Here is a 16,811-nt window from a genome sequence, read left to right as displayed (position 1 = left end):
AAACAGCTCTAAGATTCCCTTCTTTAAATTAGCGGGAGCCTCAGAGCCACAAATCCGGCGAATAGGCGTTCCTAGCACTCAAAAGGAGTAGTCTTCACCTGTATCAATCTTATTTTTTCCTAAGTTCGCAAGAATCACCAAACTGACTTGGTTTCTCTTGGGAAAAGCCATATTTCCATAAAATCGTTTCTACAATTCGTCTGGAAGCTTGTCCATCGCCATAAGGATTGCAAGCATTTGCCATACGATCATATTCCCCCGAATCAGCCAGCAATAATCGTGTCTCTTGGTGCACTCGTTCCTTATCTGTACCAATCAACTTTACCGTTCCGGCTTCAATCGCTTCTGGGCGTTCTGTATTATCCCGCAGCACCAACACAGGTTTTCCCAATGCCGGAGCTTCTTCCTGCACACCGCCTGAATCAGTGAGGACAAGGTAAGAACGAGCCAATAAGTTGGCAAATGGCTGATACTCTAAAGGATCAATTAATTTCACCCTTTCGATACCGCCTAATTCACTATTGACAACATCCCGCACAAGAGGATTTTTATGGACTGGAAAAACAACTTCCACATCTTCAAACTCTGTCACAATATCCCGTAAGGCTTGGTATACATGTCTCATGGGCTCCCCTAAGTTTTCACGCCGATGAGTCGTTACTAAAATAACCCGTTTTTTCGTATAATCAATATTCGCCAAAACGTCCTCGGCAAATCGATAGTTTTTCTCCACAGTCGTCAGCAGCGCATCGATTACAGTATTGCCCGTAACAAAAGCAGCATCGGCTGTTATTGCTTCTCTTATTAAATTGTCTTTTGCTGTTTTTGTTGGAGCAAAATGGATATCGGTCAAGGAACCTGTTAATTTCCGATTCATTTCCTCCGGAAATGGTGAATATTTATTATGGGTCCTAAGGCCAGCCTCTACATGACCAACAGCTGTTTGATGATAAAAGGCAGCCAACGCTCCCGCAAAAGTAGTGGTTGTATCTCCATGCACCAAAACAATGTCAGGCTTTTCCTTACTCAACACTTCATTTAGCCCGTACATAGCCCGGGAAGTGATATCAAATAAGGTTTGTCCTTGAGACATAATATCCAAATCATAGTCTGGCACAATGTGAAACAATTGCAGTACTTGGTCTAACATCTCTCTATGTTGGGCAGTAACTGCTACAATCGGTATAATATGTTCTGGATGCTTGTTGAGTTCTAAAATAACCGGAGCCATTTTAATCGCTTCTGGCCTTGTCCCAAATACAGTCATGACTTTAATACGTGACATATACATACTCCCCTTTAAATCCACTTTATTGTTTGAAAAGGCTATATTATCTTTCAGCAAGACAAAAAACATTTTGAAACGCGAAGAAGCGAAGATCAAATATAAAATTCTTGCTTTTCTACACGCTATATAAGAACAATGAATAAAAATGGGCAGGCATAATGCCCGCCCAAAATGTATCCTCAGTGACTTTCAATTGACTTCGTTGCCTTTAGGACACCTATTTTTTTCGCGCCAACAAAGGCAATACCCAGCAAAGCAACAATAATAAACGCCCCAAAGGATTTATTCACCTCGGTTAAGGCAATAGCACTCAAACCTAAACAGCCGCTCATAACATACATTAATAATACAGCTTGCTTTTGCGTAAGCCCCATCTCTAATAATCGATGATGCAAATGCCCTTTATCGGGTTTAAAAATAGGACGTCCACTCATGTAACGGCGAATAATTGCAAAAGCCGTATCCAAAATCGGCAAACCTAAAGCTACAATCGGTACAATCAAGGCAATGGTAGCCGCACTTTTCACAGTACCGAGAATGGATATCGCAGCTAACATATATCCTAAAAACATACTTCCTGTGTCACCCATAAATATTTTTGCAGGATTGAAATTATGCTGTAAAAAACCCAACGCACTCCCAGCTAACGCTGCGGTTAACACAGCCACAGTCCAAAAATTTTGCTGCAGCGCCACTAATAGAATCGTAACTGACGCAATGGTAGATACTCCTGCAGCCAATCCGTCCAATCCATCAATCAAGTTAACTGTATTGGTTAAGCCAACCACCCACAAAATAGTCAATGGTATTGCCAAGTATTCTACATAAATCATTTCTCCAAAAGGATTGGTTAGCCACTCAATCTTAATGTCGAACATGACCAGCACAGCCGCTGCTATGATTTGACCTAACAGCTTCACCCTCGCCGGCAATGGTTTTAAGTCATCAATAATACCTACGATTAGAATGACCGTACCGCCTACTAGCAGCCCCATAACTTCACGGCTTACGTACATACTTGCTAACACAGCCAACACGAAGGCTGCATAAATAGCCAATCCGCCCATCCGGGGAATGGGTTTCGTATGCACTTTTCGATCATCTGGAGCATCCAATGCTCCGACTTTTATAGCAAAATCTTTTACCCGCGGTGTTGCAAAGTAAGCAACCGCTAAAGCAATCGTAAACGCCACAATATATGTTTGCATAATCAGCACCTCATTTCTACGCAACAATCCCATTTTACATCACGCTAATACCCTTGTCAAACGGATTCTACTTTAGTAAAATTCTTTGCTTCGATCAAATACAATAGCCCTTTCGTCTGAGTTTGGCTATGTGTCCTGCTAATAACTCTTCCATATTAACCTGATACTTTTTTGCCAGAATATACATCATGGTAAAACAACATTGCGCCACATCTAACAGCTCATAAGCACAGCCTAACAAAGCAGCCTGCATCTCTAATTCCGGTTTTTCACCTGATGCCCCTGATCTTTTTCCCAAAAATTGCGTAAATTCTCCTATTTCTTCTTGAATTTTGCAAACCGTCGTTAGGAGAGTCACATCATCTAAAATGAGCCTGGGTAAATTTAAATACTTAAATGCACCTACCGTTGTAATACTATATAACAGCGTATGATCAAACAAATATCCTTTACGTGTCAATTTCCCAATATGTTCATCAATTAAGGCATCCACTTCTATACCATAGGATTCTTCCATCACAAACAGCATGGTAACGCAGGTTTGCGCTACATCTAATAACTCAGTTGCTACTTCTTCTAACAATTCTTCTGCGATTTTTGGAATATTTTCCTTAGCAGACAGCATATTCTCATATGGCAAGAAGTGCAGCACCGCCCGAGCTAATTCACCAGCTTCTTCCATAATCTTCAGCAGCGTTGAATCTAAGGTAGGAGTTAGATTATTCAGCTTTGGCAGATAAATCGACTCAATCACAATGCTCCTCCTAGGATAAAATTACATTTCCTCTTTTGGCATGTATACTACTTCAATAGAAGATAGTGCAAACCAATCTGTATGGGGATTATAATCTCTCCCATATACTACTTTTGTAATACCAGAAGTAATGATGAGCTTCTGGCACTCAGGACAGGGCCTGTCGGTACAATACAAAGTAGCTCCTCGCCTTTCATCAGGAGTGCATTCCAGCAGGGCATTGGGCTCCGCATGAATGCAGCGTATACAATGTCCATCCAGCATAGCGCAGCCATCATCGATGCAATGAGGCAACCCCGCTGGACTGCCGTTATAGCCAGTACCTTTGATTCTTTTATCTTTTACGATCACAGCGCCCACCTGCCGTCTTAAGCAGGTACTGCGCTCCGCTACCTGAAATGCAATATCCAAAAAATATAAATCCCAGTTCTTCCGCATACATGTCCCCTCTAATTAGCGATTCATTATAAATGCTATACATACGTCTTTCCAATTATACTATAAAAAAGGAAAAAAAAGAATTAGCGAATACAAAATGCTAACGCATTCTTTAAAAAAGAAAACGAATTGAACCACAAAGGCGCAAAGGACACAAAGGTTAATATATTTTTTTGTGTTTTCCTTTGTGTGCCGCGACAGCGGCATTGCGCCTTTGTGGTTCATCAATCTCATCTTTTTTTCCACCTATAAAATCTTTCTTGCTTAAAATAAGAAGGATACTGGCACTTTTTTTAACAATAAATATAATGGTTCATTGTTTTTTTCTTCAATAAGCGCATTGTTTTCAAGAATCATCATATTATTTTTGTAAATCCATGTACTTTTTTTCAGCATATGTGGTATTCTAAAAAATACAGTGTTCTTTAAAATAGCAAGGAGGAAATATTTCGATGAAAGAACTTTTAGAATGTCTAGAAAGAGACCATACCCAAACCCCGGAGCAATTGGCAATTATGCTAAATAAACCTGCAGAGGAAATTGCCGCACTGATAAAAAAATATCAAGATGAAAAAGTCATTATAAAATACCAAACCATCATTGATTGGGAAAAGGCGGGGGTGGATAATGTTACTGCTGTAATTGAAGTAAGAATTACCCCTCAGCGTGAAGTAGGCTTCGACGCCATCGCTGAACGCATCTATCGTTATTCGGAAGTACGCAGCTTATATTTAATGTCAGGGGGTTACGATCTATCGGTTACTGTCGAAGGAACCAGCCTAAAAGAAGTCGCCGATTTTGTTTCTACTAAATTATCTACCATTGACGGGGTTGTCAGTACTACAACTCACTTTATGTTGAAAAAATATAAATATGCCGGCGTTATCATTAAGGATGAAGAAGAAGAACATAGGCTGGTGATTTCACCATGAATTGGTCTGATCGCATAGCACCAGCGGTTAAAGCCATTCCGCCTTCAGGCATCCGCCGCTTCTTTGACATCGCTGCCGAAATGAAAGGCGTAATCTCCTTGGGTGTCGGGGAGCCGGATTTTATCACGCCATGGCATATACGGGAAAGCTGTATTCATGGCTTGCACCGCGGCTATACTTCCTATACTTCCAATTATGGACTTCTCGAGCTTCGTGAAGAAATTACAAAATCCCTGCATAAGGATTATCAGGTAACCTATGATCCCCGCCAAGAAGTTCTTGTAACCGTTGGGGTCAGCGAAGGTCTTGATTTGGCCATGCGGGCCCTGCTAGGTCCTGGTGATGAAGTTCTTGTTCCCGAGCCTTGCTACGTATCTTATAAATCCTGCGTCGCATTGGCAGGCGGCACTCCCATTACCATACCCACCAAAGTAGAAAATGAATTTCGGATCACAGCAGAGCAATTAGAAGAATATGTGACGCCTCGCACCAAAATATTACTGATCGGTTATCCCAATAATCCCACCGGTGCGATTATGAGCAGAGAAGATTTAGAAGGCATTGCTGCTTTTGCACTAAAACATGATCTCATTGTTATTTCTGATGAAATTTACGCCAAATTAACCTATGACGGAACTCATACCTGCTTCTCCAGTTTACCTGGCATGCGAGATCGCACCATCGTGTTAAATGGTTTTTCCAAAGCTTATGCCATGACAGGCTGGCGTATTGGTTATGCAGTTTCCAATGTTGAGTTCATTGCTGCCATGACGAAAATCCATCAATATACGATGTTATGTACTCCCATCACAGCACAAATTGCAGCGATTGAAGCCCTAAAGAGCGGCGGAAAGAACGTAGAACATATGGTATCAGAATACAATTATCGCCGTCGTTTAATTTTCAATGGATTTTGCCAAATGGGTCTGGATTGTTTTGAACCCAAAGGAGCATTTTATATTTTCCCTTCCATTAAAAAGACAGGTCTAACGTCTTTAGAATTTGCCGAACAACTTCTCATGACTGAAAAAGTAGCCTTAGTGCCAGGCGATGCCTTTGGCGAAAGCGGCGAAGGCTTCGTCCGCTGTTCCTATGCTACCTCTACTAAAAATATCACAGAAGCCCTTGAACGCATTGGACGATTTATTGAAAGTATTAAAAAATAAAACATTTTGAACCGCGAAGATACGAAGACTAGGAAGGACACGAAGAATTTGAATGAACCACAAAACCGCTTCGTGTCCTTTGTATTTCTTCGCGCCTTCGCGTTTAACGTTTTTCTTAGAACTTTATACATTCTGGTGATACTATAAAACAAAGAGACCAAGCTATAATGCTTAGGTCTCTTTGTTTTACTATATATCCATAAATGTATCCAATGGTGAATTCGGCTTCAGCATGGGGGTAACGATCTGTTCCGTAGGGATTTTGACAATAATCACCCGTGGACAGCTGCTTTCCACTGCAGCGGAAAATGCCGCCAGGAATTCTTCCTGGGTCGTAGTCAATGTACCTTCAATGCCAAAGGCTTTTGCAAAACAGACAAAATCCATAGGCACCGGCAATAAAGACTCTGAATACCGCTGTTTATAAAACAGCTGCTGCAATTGGCGCACCATTCCCAAGGAACTGTTATCCACAATAATGGTAATCAAAGGCAACCCCTGACTGGCTGCGGTAAAAAGTTCACAGCCCGTCATTTTCATGCCCCCATCACCAACAATGGCAATCACCCGCTTCGCCGGCATGGCGATCTGAGCACCAATAGCAGCAGGAAGACCAAATCCCATCGTACCTAAGCCGCCAGAGGTAATCCAAGACCGGGGAGTCTCTATGTGAAGATTCTGAGCCGCCCACATTTGATGCTGCCCTACATCTGTCGCAAAAAGGAATGGCTTTCCCTTTGTTCTTTCGGCCACTTGCTTTAGCATCCATGGGGCTGAAAGAACATCTCCATCCGGTTTTGCTGAAAATTCCCGTTTCCATTCCTGGATCACCTTCCACCATAGACAGGGATTAAGAGATTCCATCCGCTCATACAGTGTCGTTACCAATTGTTTCACATCCCCCGCTAAAGGAATATGGGTGGAAACATTCTTATCCAATTCGGCAGGATCTACATCAATGTGAATGAGCGTTTTTCCTTCTGCATATTTGAACTTATTACCTGTTACCCGATCATTGAAACGGCTGCCGATAGCAATGACCACATCAGCACCATGAACGGCAAGATTGGCTCTTTTATGTCCGTGCATCCCTGTTAATCCTAAGAATAATGGATGTTCAGAAGAAAATGATCCCAGTCCCATCAGAGTGCTCACAACGGGAACATTCATCTTTTCAGCCAAAGCAACAACCTGTTCATAAGCTCCAGATGAAACCACACCGCCTCCAACGATCATCACTGGCTGTTTTGCTGCTTCCAGCACCGCTACCGCCTTATCAATCAGCGAACTTCCCAGTTCTGACAACTCCCATTGAAACCTGGGTTTATTTTTTTCCTGCTCCTCTTCTTTGTTGAAGGTAAATAAAGCCATTTGAATATCACTAGGTACATCAATCAATACGGGACCTGGACGTCCTGAAGAGGCAATCCGAAAAGCAAATCGCATGATTTCAGGCAAGGCTGCAGCATCTTTCACTAAAAAATTATGTTTTGTGATCGGCATCGTAATCCCAGTGATGTCCACTTCTTGGAATGCATCAGCACCAATGAGATCTGTAGAAACCTGCCCGGTAATAACGACTAAGGGTACTGAATCTAAATAGGCATTGGCAAGACCGGTTACTAAGTTGGTAGCTCCCGGACCACTGGTAGCAATACAAACTCCTACCTTGCCGCTAGCGCGGGCATAACCATCTGCTGCATGGATAGCCCCTTGTTCATGCACCGTAAGGATGTGGCGTATCTGTCCTTCATATATCGCATCATACAGAGGCAGAATACGCCCTCCCGGATAACCGAAAACCGTGTCGACTCCTTGCTCTAATAAGCATTCTATGATCCCCTGGGCACCAGATATCTTCATACAAGTTACCTCCTAATGAAGACGTTAACCAAGTTGTTTCTCAATCAAACTCGTTATTTCTTCCGTTGAAACTTTAGTTGAACCCGGCTTATACAAATCCACTGTACGATATCCTTGAACCAAAACTTGATCCACGGCCTTTTCAATTGCTGCCGCTGCTTCTTCAGCGCCTAATGAATAACGAAGAAGCATGGCTGCTGACAAGATGGTCCCTACCGGATTGGCCAAGCCCTTACCTGCGATGTCAGGAGCCGAACCATGGATCGGTTCATATAAACCGGTTCCATCCCCCAGACTAGCCGACGGCAACATGCCAATCGATCCCGTTAGGACAGCAGCTTCATCACTCAATATATCTCCAAACAGGTTGTTAGTTACAATTACGTCAAACTGCTTCGGTGCCAAAATTAACTGCATCGCACAATTATCGACATAAAGGTGACTCAAGGTGACATCCCGATATTGGGCGGCAGTCTCTTGCGCTGTTTTACGCCATAAGCGAGAGGAAGCCAAGACATTGGCTTTATCTACAGATACTACCTGTTTGCGCCGTAATTGGGCTGCCTGGCAGGCCAGCTTTACAATCCGCTCCACTTCAGGAGTGCTGTAAATCTCTAGATCCGATGCTTGCTCCACACCGTTTACCACTGCCGCTTCATTTTTCGCGCCATAATAAATACCGCCATTTAATTCTCGTACTAATAAAATATCCACACCAGAAATTGCCTCTGGTTTTAAAGGGGAAAATTCAATTAATGCTTTTGCTACGCGGATGGGTCTCAGGTTCGCATATAGCCCTAATTCCTTGCGCAATCCTAAAATCGCTTTTTCCGCTCGAATCTCAGGAGCAACCCCATCCCATTTAGGACCGCCAACTGCTCCAAGCAGTATGGCATCTGCCCTCTTGGCAGCCTGAATGGTACTATCCGGCAGAGGAAGACCATATGCATCAATGGCCGCACCGCCAGCCAGATGGCGCTCAACATGTAATTGTATTCCACTCTTTCCTGCTGCTTTTTTCAGTATACAGACTGCTGCAGCTGTTATTTCTTCCCCAATACCATCACCAGGGATCACAACAATTCGTTTCTCGCTCATCATTTTTCTCCTTGACCTACTAAATCAACTGCAGCATAGATCATCCTGCAGCTGCTATTTACTTCGCCAGCATCACTCCGCGGCGGCTTTTCGAACCTCGGGATAACCACATGCTGTCAATCGTTTATTAATCGCATTAACATACGCTCTGGCACTTGCTTCAATCACATCTGTGCTTAAGCCTCGTCCATTATATACTGCACCATTGTACTCGATCCATACAGTTGATTCTCCCAGAGCATCTTCGCCGGCAGTAATGGCTTTTAATTGATAATCCTTTAAGCCAACAGCGAAACCTACCGCCTGTTCAATCGCCTTAAATACTGCATCTACCGGACCATCACCGCAGCTTGCTTCTTCCGTGATACCATTACTTGTCTCTAATCGTACAGAAGCTGTTGCAGCATTTGCACTGCCGCCGCTCACCACTTGATAGGAAACTAAACGATACCAGGCAGGATGGACAGAAGGTTTGTCAATAATCAAGGCTACTATATCCTGATCAAACACCACTTTTTTGCGATCCGCCAAATCTTTAAATTTGGCAAACAGTATATTAACAGTCTCACTATCTAAATTATAATCCAGCTGCTTTAAACGATCTTCAAAGGCATGTCTGCCTGAATGTTTTCCCAGCACAATGGAATTACGACTCATCCCGATCACTTCCGGAGAGATAATTTCGTAGGTCAGCGAGTTATTCATAACACCGTGCTGATGTATGCCAGACTCATGAGCAAAAGCATTATCACCCACTATCGCTTTATTAATCTGCACATCCACACCTGTCAATGCACTCACTTGGGTAGAGGCACGATAAATTTGTTTTGTATCAATGTTAGTAGTTACATTATAGTAATCCCGGCGAGTATAAAAGGCCATAATCAACTCTTCTAATGCAGCATTTCCAGCCCGTTCACCCAATCCATTGATCGTGCACTCCACTTGGGTAGCACCAGCTTGCACAGCAGCCAGAGAATTCGCCACAGCCAGCCCTAAATCATTGTGACAGTGAACACTAATATCGACCTTATCAATACCAGGCACATGTTCCCGTAAATGGCGAATTAAGGCGCCGTATTCATCAGGTGTCGTATACCCTACTGTATCAGGTACATTAATAACCGTCGCACCTGCTGCGATGGCTTTGGCATATACCTGGCAGAGAAAACCCCAGTCAGACCGAGAAGCATCTTCTGCGGAAAATTCAATATCCTCGATAAATTGTTTCGCATACCGTACTGATTCTTCTGTCACCGCCAATACCTGGTCACGGGACATTTTCAATTTATATTCCATGTGAATATCACTAGTGGCTATAAATGTATGAACCCGAGGGCGCTCAGCTTTCTTCAAAGCTTCCACCACGGCATCAATATCTTTTTTATTGGCTCTGGACAAGCCTGCAATTACAGGACCTTTTATACATTCTGCAATTTGACTGACACCTTTAAAATCCCCTGGAGAAGCAATGGGAAAACCCGCTTCAATAATATCCACATTTAATTTTACCAGACTTCGGGCAATTTCCAGTTTCTCATGCATATCCAAACATACGCCAGGCGTCTGCTCACCGTCACGTAGTGTGGTATCAAAAATCTTAATTCTTCGTTCCATACCAACACCTCTGTCCTACTATTTTTTCTTCAGCCAGCTCATCATACCGCGCAATTCTTTACCCACCGTTTCAATTTGATGTTCTGCTTCACGGCGTCTGGTTGCAGAAAATTCAGGACGATTTGCTTGATTTTCCAAAATCCAGTTTTTCGCAAATACACCATTTTGTATTTCCGTTAAGACTTTTTTCATTTCTACTTTTGTTGCATCTGTTACAATGCGATTACCAACCATATAATCACCATACTCAGCCGTATCGCTGATAGAGTAACGCATAGCTGCCATGCCGCCTTCATACATTAAGTCTACAATCAATTTCAATTCATGCAGGCATTCAAAATAAGCAATCTCAGGCTGATAACCAGCTTCCACTAACGTTTCAAAACCAGCCTTAACTAAAGCAGTAGTACCACCGCACAAGACCGTTTGCTCACCAAATAGATCGGTTTCTGTTTCTTCTTTGAAAGTTGTTGTCAACACTCCTGCTCTTGTACCGCCGACACCCCATGCATAAGCTAAGGATAACGCTTCGGCCTGACCTGACGCATCTTGATATACAGCCTTCAGACATGGCACTCCGCCCCCTTCCTGGAATACACGGCGCACTAAATGCCCAGGACCTTTAGGAGCCACCATAAATACATCTACATCCCCAGGCGGAGTAATCTGGTTAAAATGAATATTAAAGCCATGAGCAAAAGCCAGGGCAGAGCCAGCTTTCAAATTTGGTGCAATTTGCTCTTTGTAAATTTTAGCTTGCTTTTCATCAGGAACTAAAATCATAACGACATCAGCAGCAGCTACCGCTTGAGCAACTTCCTGAACCTCCAGACCATCATTCTTGGCTTTCTCCCAAGATTTACTGCCCTCATACAGACCCACGATTACTTTTACGCCATTATCATGCAAATTCAATGCATGGGCATGCCCTTGGCTGCCATAACCAATAATCGCCACCGTTTTTTTTGTAATTAAGTCTACTACCGCATCTTTGTCATAATACATTTTACTCATTTTCATCATCTCTCCTACATTTAATATTCTTGTGTTATATAAAACAGCCTCTTACTTTCTAGAGATAGCCTCTTTAGAATATGAGAGGTGGTTTTGCCCTATGCCTTAACTTGAGCTGCATCGAATAAATCACTAATTTCACATTTTTCTTTTTCATAGATACTACAGTCACCTCGCTGCAAACCAACAACTCCTGTTCGAATCATCTCTAAGATTCCATAGGAGGATAACGCAGCAATTAATGCATCCGTATTGGTTTTCCCACTGGTTATTTCCACCATCAAAGTCTCATTTGAAATATCCACGACCTTAGCTCCAAAAGTTTCTGCCAGCTGCAAAACTTCTAACTTCTTATTTTGCTCTGCTTTAACTTTTATCATCGCCATATCCCTTACCACTGCAGTATTAACAGGCAGGATCTCAACGGCCCTTACTTCTACCAATTTTTCTAATTGCTTCACCACCTGGGCTACAATCGCGTCACTTCCTTGCATGACTGCTGTAATACGTGAGTATTCTGGAACATGCGTAGTGCCTACGGCCAAACTTTCAATATTAAACCCCCGGCGTGAAAACATTCCAGCCACTCGTACCAATACCCCTGATTGATTCAGTACTAAAATTGAGATTGTATGATGACCCATTCCATCCACCTCCATTTTATTGCTTAATAAAAACAAAAAAGCCACCGAAAGGTTCCCACTATAAGAATAGATTTGTCTATTCTTTGCTGAAACAATCATGTATACCACAGGCTTCAGCAGTGAGAAAATTTCCGCAGAGTCTTTTATACTCACGGTGTAATCCGCATACGCGCATTTGTATCGCTTGGTCCAGTCCTTTTTACAGCGGAACCCTAGATACTCTTTCTCGTTACGACGTTGTAACTTTTTTTACACTTCAAACGACAACGTTACTCTATTGCCAAGACCAATCGGCTGTATACTCAACTTTTTACTGGTCACCTTTTCTATTGGCGATTACACATCAGATTATACTTAGTTTAAACATTCTCATGCCAATGCATACAAGTCCTCCTTCAGTAAATATGAACCTGCAGCATGAACAAATAAGAAAAATATCCTCCGCAGAAATACAAACTTATTCTGCGCAACTACCCATGTGTAACATTTTAAGCCATTATACCAGTCATCATAGAGAAAAAGCAAGATTATTTTACTGTTTTACCATAATATTTAAAAGAAAAATATATTACACCTTTTCGTATAGAGAAAGCATCCCATTGCTTGCCAGGCAGAAGCCCATTCAGTCAACCGGGTTAATGACCAGCTAATCCCTCCCAAATATATACCAGCATAGCAGAAAACCCTTACTGTTCCTTTGTGTTTTAAAAGGACAGCAAGGGTTTTCTACTGTATCATTATTATAAAAATAGCGTGAATAATAACTCATAATCATTTTAAATATAAGCAGCAAATAAAAATTCGAAATATTAGACCATTTTTAACTTTTGTATACTGTTTTTTCTTCTGCTTTTTTTATCTCTGCAAAAAGCTCGTTTACCAGCTCTTTGCCAATTTGATTTTTATATCGATCAATTACCGGCTTAACCATTTCTTGAATTTTAACCATCTCCATCGAACTAATTTGCCCTACGAACATACCTTTTCTTTCTAATGCCTGCAAATTATCCTTTTTCCTTTTCCGATTCACCTCAGTGGTATATAAGGCACCTTCCTTCGCAGCCTGCTCGATAATAGGTTTATCTTCAGCCGGCACAATGTCCCATAGCTTCTTCGAGTACATCAGTATAAAAGGTGAATACACATGATTGGTGAGCGTTAAGAACTTCTGTACTTCATAAAATTTATCGTCATAGATCGTAGCAATAGGGTTTTCCTGACCATCTACCTCTTTTAACCGCATAGCATTGTATAAATTCGCAAAAGGCAGCGGTATGGGATCTGCCCCCAAAGCCTTCCAAGTATCGATATGAAGATCATTCTGCATGGTTCTAATCTTCAGTCCGCGAAAGTCCTCTAAGCCCATAATAGCGTGCCGCGAGTTGGTCGTATTGCGAAATCCGCTTTCAGCAAATGTCAGACCGTAAAATCCGTATTGATCAAGCATATCCAGCAGTTTTCTGGCAAAAGGTCCGTGAAGTATGTAATCTGCTATGCTCTCATTTCTAATCAAAAATGGGAAATCAAAAACCATAAATCGTTTATCTAAGCCTGCCAGCGTCGGCAAAGCCGGAAATGTCATCTCCAGAGTTCCTTCTTTTAGCTTTTCAATCATATCAAGGCCTGTCCCTAATTGAGCACTATGAAAGATTTTTAGACTATAACGCCCCTGAGTGCGTTCATGCAAGATTTGTCCAAATCTCTCCATACCCGCATAGCATACAGACTTATCTGTCATTTCAAACCCAACGCGTAAGGTTTTCGTATTCGAAAAATGAAATCGAAAAACTGCTTGTTCCAAATTTCCGGCCAAACGGGATAACTGTTGAGTACCACTAGCGATTTGGGCAACCGACGTGGTGATTTGCTCGCTGCTAGCAGCCGCTGTTTGCGTTGCTGCAGCAGATTGCTCAGCAATCGCAGCCACACCGTGCACAGTTGACATCAAATCAGCAGCAGCATCTGCTTGATTATCGGCAAGCAATGTTACCTCTTGTAATTTAATACGGGATTTTTCAATATCGGATCTTATATCTGCAAAGCTAACATTGGCCGCCGTAATTGTATTTACACCTGTGTTCATACTTTCCTGCGTTGTTTCAAAGGCTACCACTACATGTCCAATATCGGAAAGCATACTTTCGACAATTTCATTAATTTGACCAGCGGCATGGTGAGATCGATTGGCAAGCTCACGAACCTCCTCTGCGACAACTGCAAATCCTCTGCCATGCTCTCCAGCTCTTGCTGCCTCAATCGCTGCATTCAATGCCAGTAAATTCGTTTGTGCCGTAATACTATTGATAAGCTTGATAATTTCCCTTACTTCTTGGGATTTCCCCTTAAGTTCCCCACCCAAACGCACATTATACTGAGCAGTTGCTGCAATTTCATTGACAATATTTTTAGACCGCCCGATTGCTTCGCTCCCCTGATGGACTGACGCCATAATTTGCTGTGTAATTTGCAATAAAGATTGCAACCCTGCTGCCGTATTTTTTGCTAATTCAGAAACTTGATCTGTTTTGCTGGCAGCATTTTGCGCCATAGTACCCGTTTCCTGAGCACCTGAAGCAAGTTCAGCTACCGCCATTGATATCAGCCTTATATCTCGACTAGCTCCATCCGAGACAGATGCAATTTCCACGCTCTTACTTGACACTTCTGCCGCTTCATCAGTAACTAAACTCAAGAGTGTACGCAGATATTCCAATGCAGAGTTAATTGATGTTGTTATCTCTCCTAGTTCGTTATTACCCCCACATTCCAGCGAAACTGTCAAATCTCCATCCTTCATACGGGAAGCTTGTTCTGAAACTGTTTTCAACGGCCGCATGATTCGATGCAATAGTATTGAGTTGAAGGAACAAGACAGTAAAACACCAATGGTTAAGAATATGCTATACACATCAAATCCGGATAAAATGATATACATTAGTAAAACAAGTACTAATATGGGCGGTAATACAAAAAATAATTTCATATATTTTTCTTTCATAACCTAACGCCTCCTCCGATTTGTTCATTAAACAATACAACTGATTGCATAACATCATTCATAACAAATTTTAAAAGACAACAATACTAGCCATCTGACAAAGGTGACACTTTACCAGTATCAGGATGAATCATTAATCCGTGAATAGGAACATTCCTTGGAATAATAGTCGTTTTACGCAGTGCATCCACCAGCTTCTTAACCTCTTCCTCACTATTGTGAACCTTGTCCAGCCAAGCAATTGCTTCTTCCTCGAATTTACGGATGTGCCTCTTATCAATCCCTCGCTTTTGCATCTTTTGTTTCAGCATACTTGGGGATATTTGCGTCACACCGCAATCCTCGTGACCAACCACAACAATTTCTTCCACGTCCAGGGCGTAAATAGCGATAACTAAGCTTCGCAAAATAGTACCAAAATTTCCATCTGTCGATGTTCCGGCGGTTTTAATTACAACGGCCTCTCCTCTTTTTATTCCAAGTGCCGACTCTAAGAGTTCAACCAGTCTGGTATCCATACAAGTAACGATAGCGATATGATGTTTTGGGTTCTTAGAAAGACCATCCCCATTAGCTGCTGATTTTAAAAGAAAACTGCTGTTTGCTTTGATTAGTTGTTCTAGCCCTATCATTTACAATTCCTCCAGGCATCATTTCACAACAAATATTCCAAAAGTTATTTAATGAGCGCTTCAGATATAGTATCAGAAGCGCTCATTGAGCCAAGTATACGATCCAACCTTTAGTCGTTTTTTCCTAACAAGTTACAAGTAACTCTTATATGATAATCCTTTATTCTATGCCTTTACTGCAACAGCATATTTAGGTTCCTGATGACTTAGAACACGTACAACCTCTTGGGCGGCCGTAACGCTGCACCGTGTAACTGCATCTTCCGTGTATGCTCCACAATGAGGTGTTAGCACTACATTTGGCAGTGTAAGCAGCGGATGATCTGGCGCCGGCGGTTCTTGTGTCAAAGTGTCCGCGCCATAGCCCGCTATCGTTCCTGTTTTCAATGCAGTATAAAGGTCTTTCTCGTCCACCAGTTCACCTCTTGCTGTATTTATGATGAAAGCATTCTTCTTCATATCTGTCAAAGTACGTTCATTCATAAGGCACTTTGTATCAGGGGTAACAGGTAAATGCAATGTTAAAAAATCAGCCTTTACCACTACTTCATCTAACGAAAGATATCTCACATTATAGTTCTGGCATAACTCAGGTTTTTGCCAAACATCAAAGGCTATAATCTCCATACCAAAAGCATGTGCTCTTTTTATCACTTCACTGCCGATATTTCCTGTGCCCAGCACTCCTAATACTTTTCCATATAATTCACAACCTAAGTTACGTTTCCAACTGCCTTGACGAACCTGGGCATCCTGACCCGGTATTACTCTTGCCAGAGACAACATCAAGCCGAATACTAATTCGCAAACCGATATGGTATTGGTTCCTGGTGCGAGGGTTACGGGGATACCTAGCCTTGCAGCAGCTTCTACATCTACTTTGTTATAACCCACACCATTTCTGGCTATTATTTTTAATCCAGGTGCTCCTGCTTCAATGACCTTGTCAGTAATTTCATCCAGACCGGCAATAACCGCATCCATACCGGGAATAATGCGTATCATCTCAGCCTCTGACTTAACACCATCACTAACATGAGTGATAATTTCATGCCCTGCATTTTCCAGTATTGCCTTGCCTTCTTTATTAGCAGCAACTGAACGGGCCGTAATTAATACCTTTGCCATACTCTATGCCCCCTAGCGATTATTGGCTGTA

General features: G+C 42.1%; 14 protein-coding genes. 2 read left to right on the top strand and 12 right to left on the bottom strand.

Annotation, left to right across the window (positions count from 1 at the left end; genetic code table 11):
* Positions 1 to 109: 109 nt before the first annotated feature.
* The 4 genes from wecB to FR7_RS03480 form a co-directional block, all read right to left on the bottom strand.
* Positions 110 to 1,285: a non-hydrolyzing UDP-N-acetylglucosamine 2-epimerase gene (gene wecB, locus FR7_RS03495; RefSeq protein WP_007938945.1), complete on the bottom strand. Its 1,176-nt coding sequence runs from the start codon at positions 1,283 to 1,285 to the stop codon at positions 110 to 112.
* A gap of 182 nt (positions 1,286 to 1,467) precedes the next feature.
* On the bottom strand, positions 1,468 to 2,496 hold the full coding sequence (locus FR7_RS03490; protein ID WP_007938943.1) for a glycosyltransferase family 4 protein: 1,029 nt from the start codon (positions 2,494 to 2,496) through the stop codon (positions 1,468 to 1,470).
* Between the two features lie 94 nt (positions 2,497 to 2,590).
* A complete protein-coding gene (locus tag FR7_RS03485; RefSeq protein ID WP_007938942.1) occupies positions 2,591 to 3,250 on the bottom strand; it encodes a nucleoside triphosphate pyrophosphohydrolase family protein in 660 nt (219 codons plus the stop codon).
* Positions 3,251 to 3,271: 21 nt separating this feature from the next.
* A complete protein-coding gene (locus FR7_RS03480; protein WP_007938940.1) occupies positions 3,272 to 3,688 on the bottom strand; it encodes a deoxycytidylate deaminase in 417 nt (138 codons plus the stop codon).
* 452 nt (positions 3,689 to 4,140) lie between these two features.
* On the opposite strand from FR7_RS03480, the gene FR7_RS03475 reads away from it, so the two are divergent.
* Both FR7_RS03475 and FR7_RS03470 read left to right on the top strand, forming a co-directional pair.
* Positions 4,141 to 4,620, top strand: coding sequence for an Lrp/AsnC family transcriptional regulator (locus tag FR7_RS03475; protein ID WP_007938938.1), 480 nt, complete (start codon positions 4,141 to 4,143; stop codon positions 4,618 to 4,620).
* The gene (locus FR7_RS03470; protein WP_007952043.1) at positions 4,617 to 5,786 is read left to right on the top strand and encodes an aminotransferase class I/II-fold pyridoxal phosphate-dependent enzyme; all 1,170 of its coding nucleotides are present in this window, start codon (positions 4,617 to 4,619) and stop codon (positions 5,784 to 5,786) included. The genes FR7_RS03475 and FR7_RS03470 overlap by 4 nt, the downstream gene beginning before the upstream one ends.
* 189 nt (positions 5,787 to 5,975) lie before the next feature.
* Here FR7_RS03470 and ilvB read toward each other — a convergent pair whose 3' ends face one another.
* The 8 genes from ilvB to FR7_RS03430 form a co-directional block, all read right to left on the bottom strand.
* Positions 5,976 to 7,649: a biosynthetic-type acetolactate synthase large subunit gene (gene ilvB, locus FR7_RS03465; protein WP_007952041.1), complete on the bottom strand. Its 1,674-nt coding sequence runs from the start codon at positions 7,647 to 7,649 to the stop codon at positions 5,976 to 5,978.
* 24 nt (positions 7,650 to 7,673) lie between these two features.
* On the bottom strand, positions 7,674 to 8,747 hold the full coding sequence (gene leuB / locus FR7_RS03460; protein WP_007952039.1) for a 3-isopropylmalate dehydrogenase: 1,074 nt from the start codon (positions 8,745 to 8,747) through the stop codon (positions 7,674 to 7,676).
* Between the two features lie 72 nt (positions 8,748 to 8,819).
* Positions 8,820 to 10,364 (bottom strand): 2-isopropylmalate synthase, encoded by a 1,545-nt coding sequence (locus FR7_RS03455; protein WP_007938914.1) that lies wholly within the window; start codon positions 10,362 to 10,364, stop codon positions 8,820 to 8,822.
* Positions 10,365 to 10,382: 18 nt separating this feature from the next.
* Positions 10,383 to 11,378 carry a ketol-acid reductoisomerase gene (gene ilvC / locus FR7_RS03450; protein ID WP_017531259.1) on the bottom strand — a complete coding sequence of 332 codons (996 nt, stop codon included), beginning with the start codon at positions 11,376 to 11,378 and terminating at the stop codon, positions 10,383 to 10,385.
* Between the two features lie 98 nt (positions 11,379 to 11,476).
* On the bottom strand, positions 11,477 to 12,022 hold the full coding sequence (ilvN, locus tag FR7_RS03445; RefSeq protein ID WP_007938910.1) for an acetolactate synthase small subunit: 546 nt from the start codon (positions 12,020 to 12,022) through the stop codon (positions 11,477 to 11,479).
* An 820-nt stretch (positions 12,023 to 12,842) separates the two neighbouring features.
* The gene (locus FR7_RS03440; RefSeq protein ID WP_007952023.1) at positions 12,843 to 15,020 is read right to left on the bottom strand and encodes a DctP family TRAP transporter solute-binding subunit; all 2,178 of its coding nucleotides are present in this window, start codon (positions 15,018 to 15,020) and stop codon (positions 12,843 to 12,845) included.
* Positions 15,021 to 15,106: 86 nt separating this feature from the next.
* The gene (locus tag FR7_RS03435; RefSeq protein ID WP_007952022.1) at positions 15,107 to 15,652 is read right to left on the bottom strand and encodes a beta-class carbonic anhydrase; all 546 of its coding nucleotides are present in this window, start codon (positions 15,650 to 15,652) and stop codon (positions 15,107 to 15,109) included.
* 165 nt (positions 15,653 to 15,817) lie between these two features.
* On the bottom strand, positions 15,818 to 16,780 hold the full coding sequence (locus tag FR7_RS03430; RefSeq protein WP_007952020.1) for a phosphoglycerate dehydrogenase: 963 nt from the start codon (positions 16,778 to 16,780) through the stop codon (positions 15,818 to 15,820).
* Between the last annotated feature and the right edge of the window lie 31 nt (positions 16,781 to 16,811).

Origin of the sequence: Pelosinus fermentans DSM 17108 (assembly GCF_000271485.2) — a bacterium.
In the GTDB taxonomy this organism is placed as follows: Bacteria; Bacillota; Negativicutes; order DSM-13327; family DSM-13327; genus Pelosinus; species Pelosinus fermentans.
The sequence above is the reverse complement of the archived record's forward strand: the minus strand, read 5'-3'. Positions and strand labels throughout refer to the sequence as shown.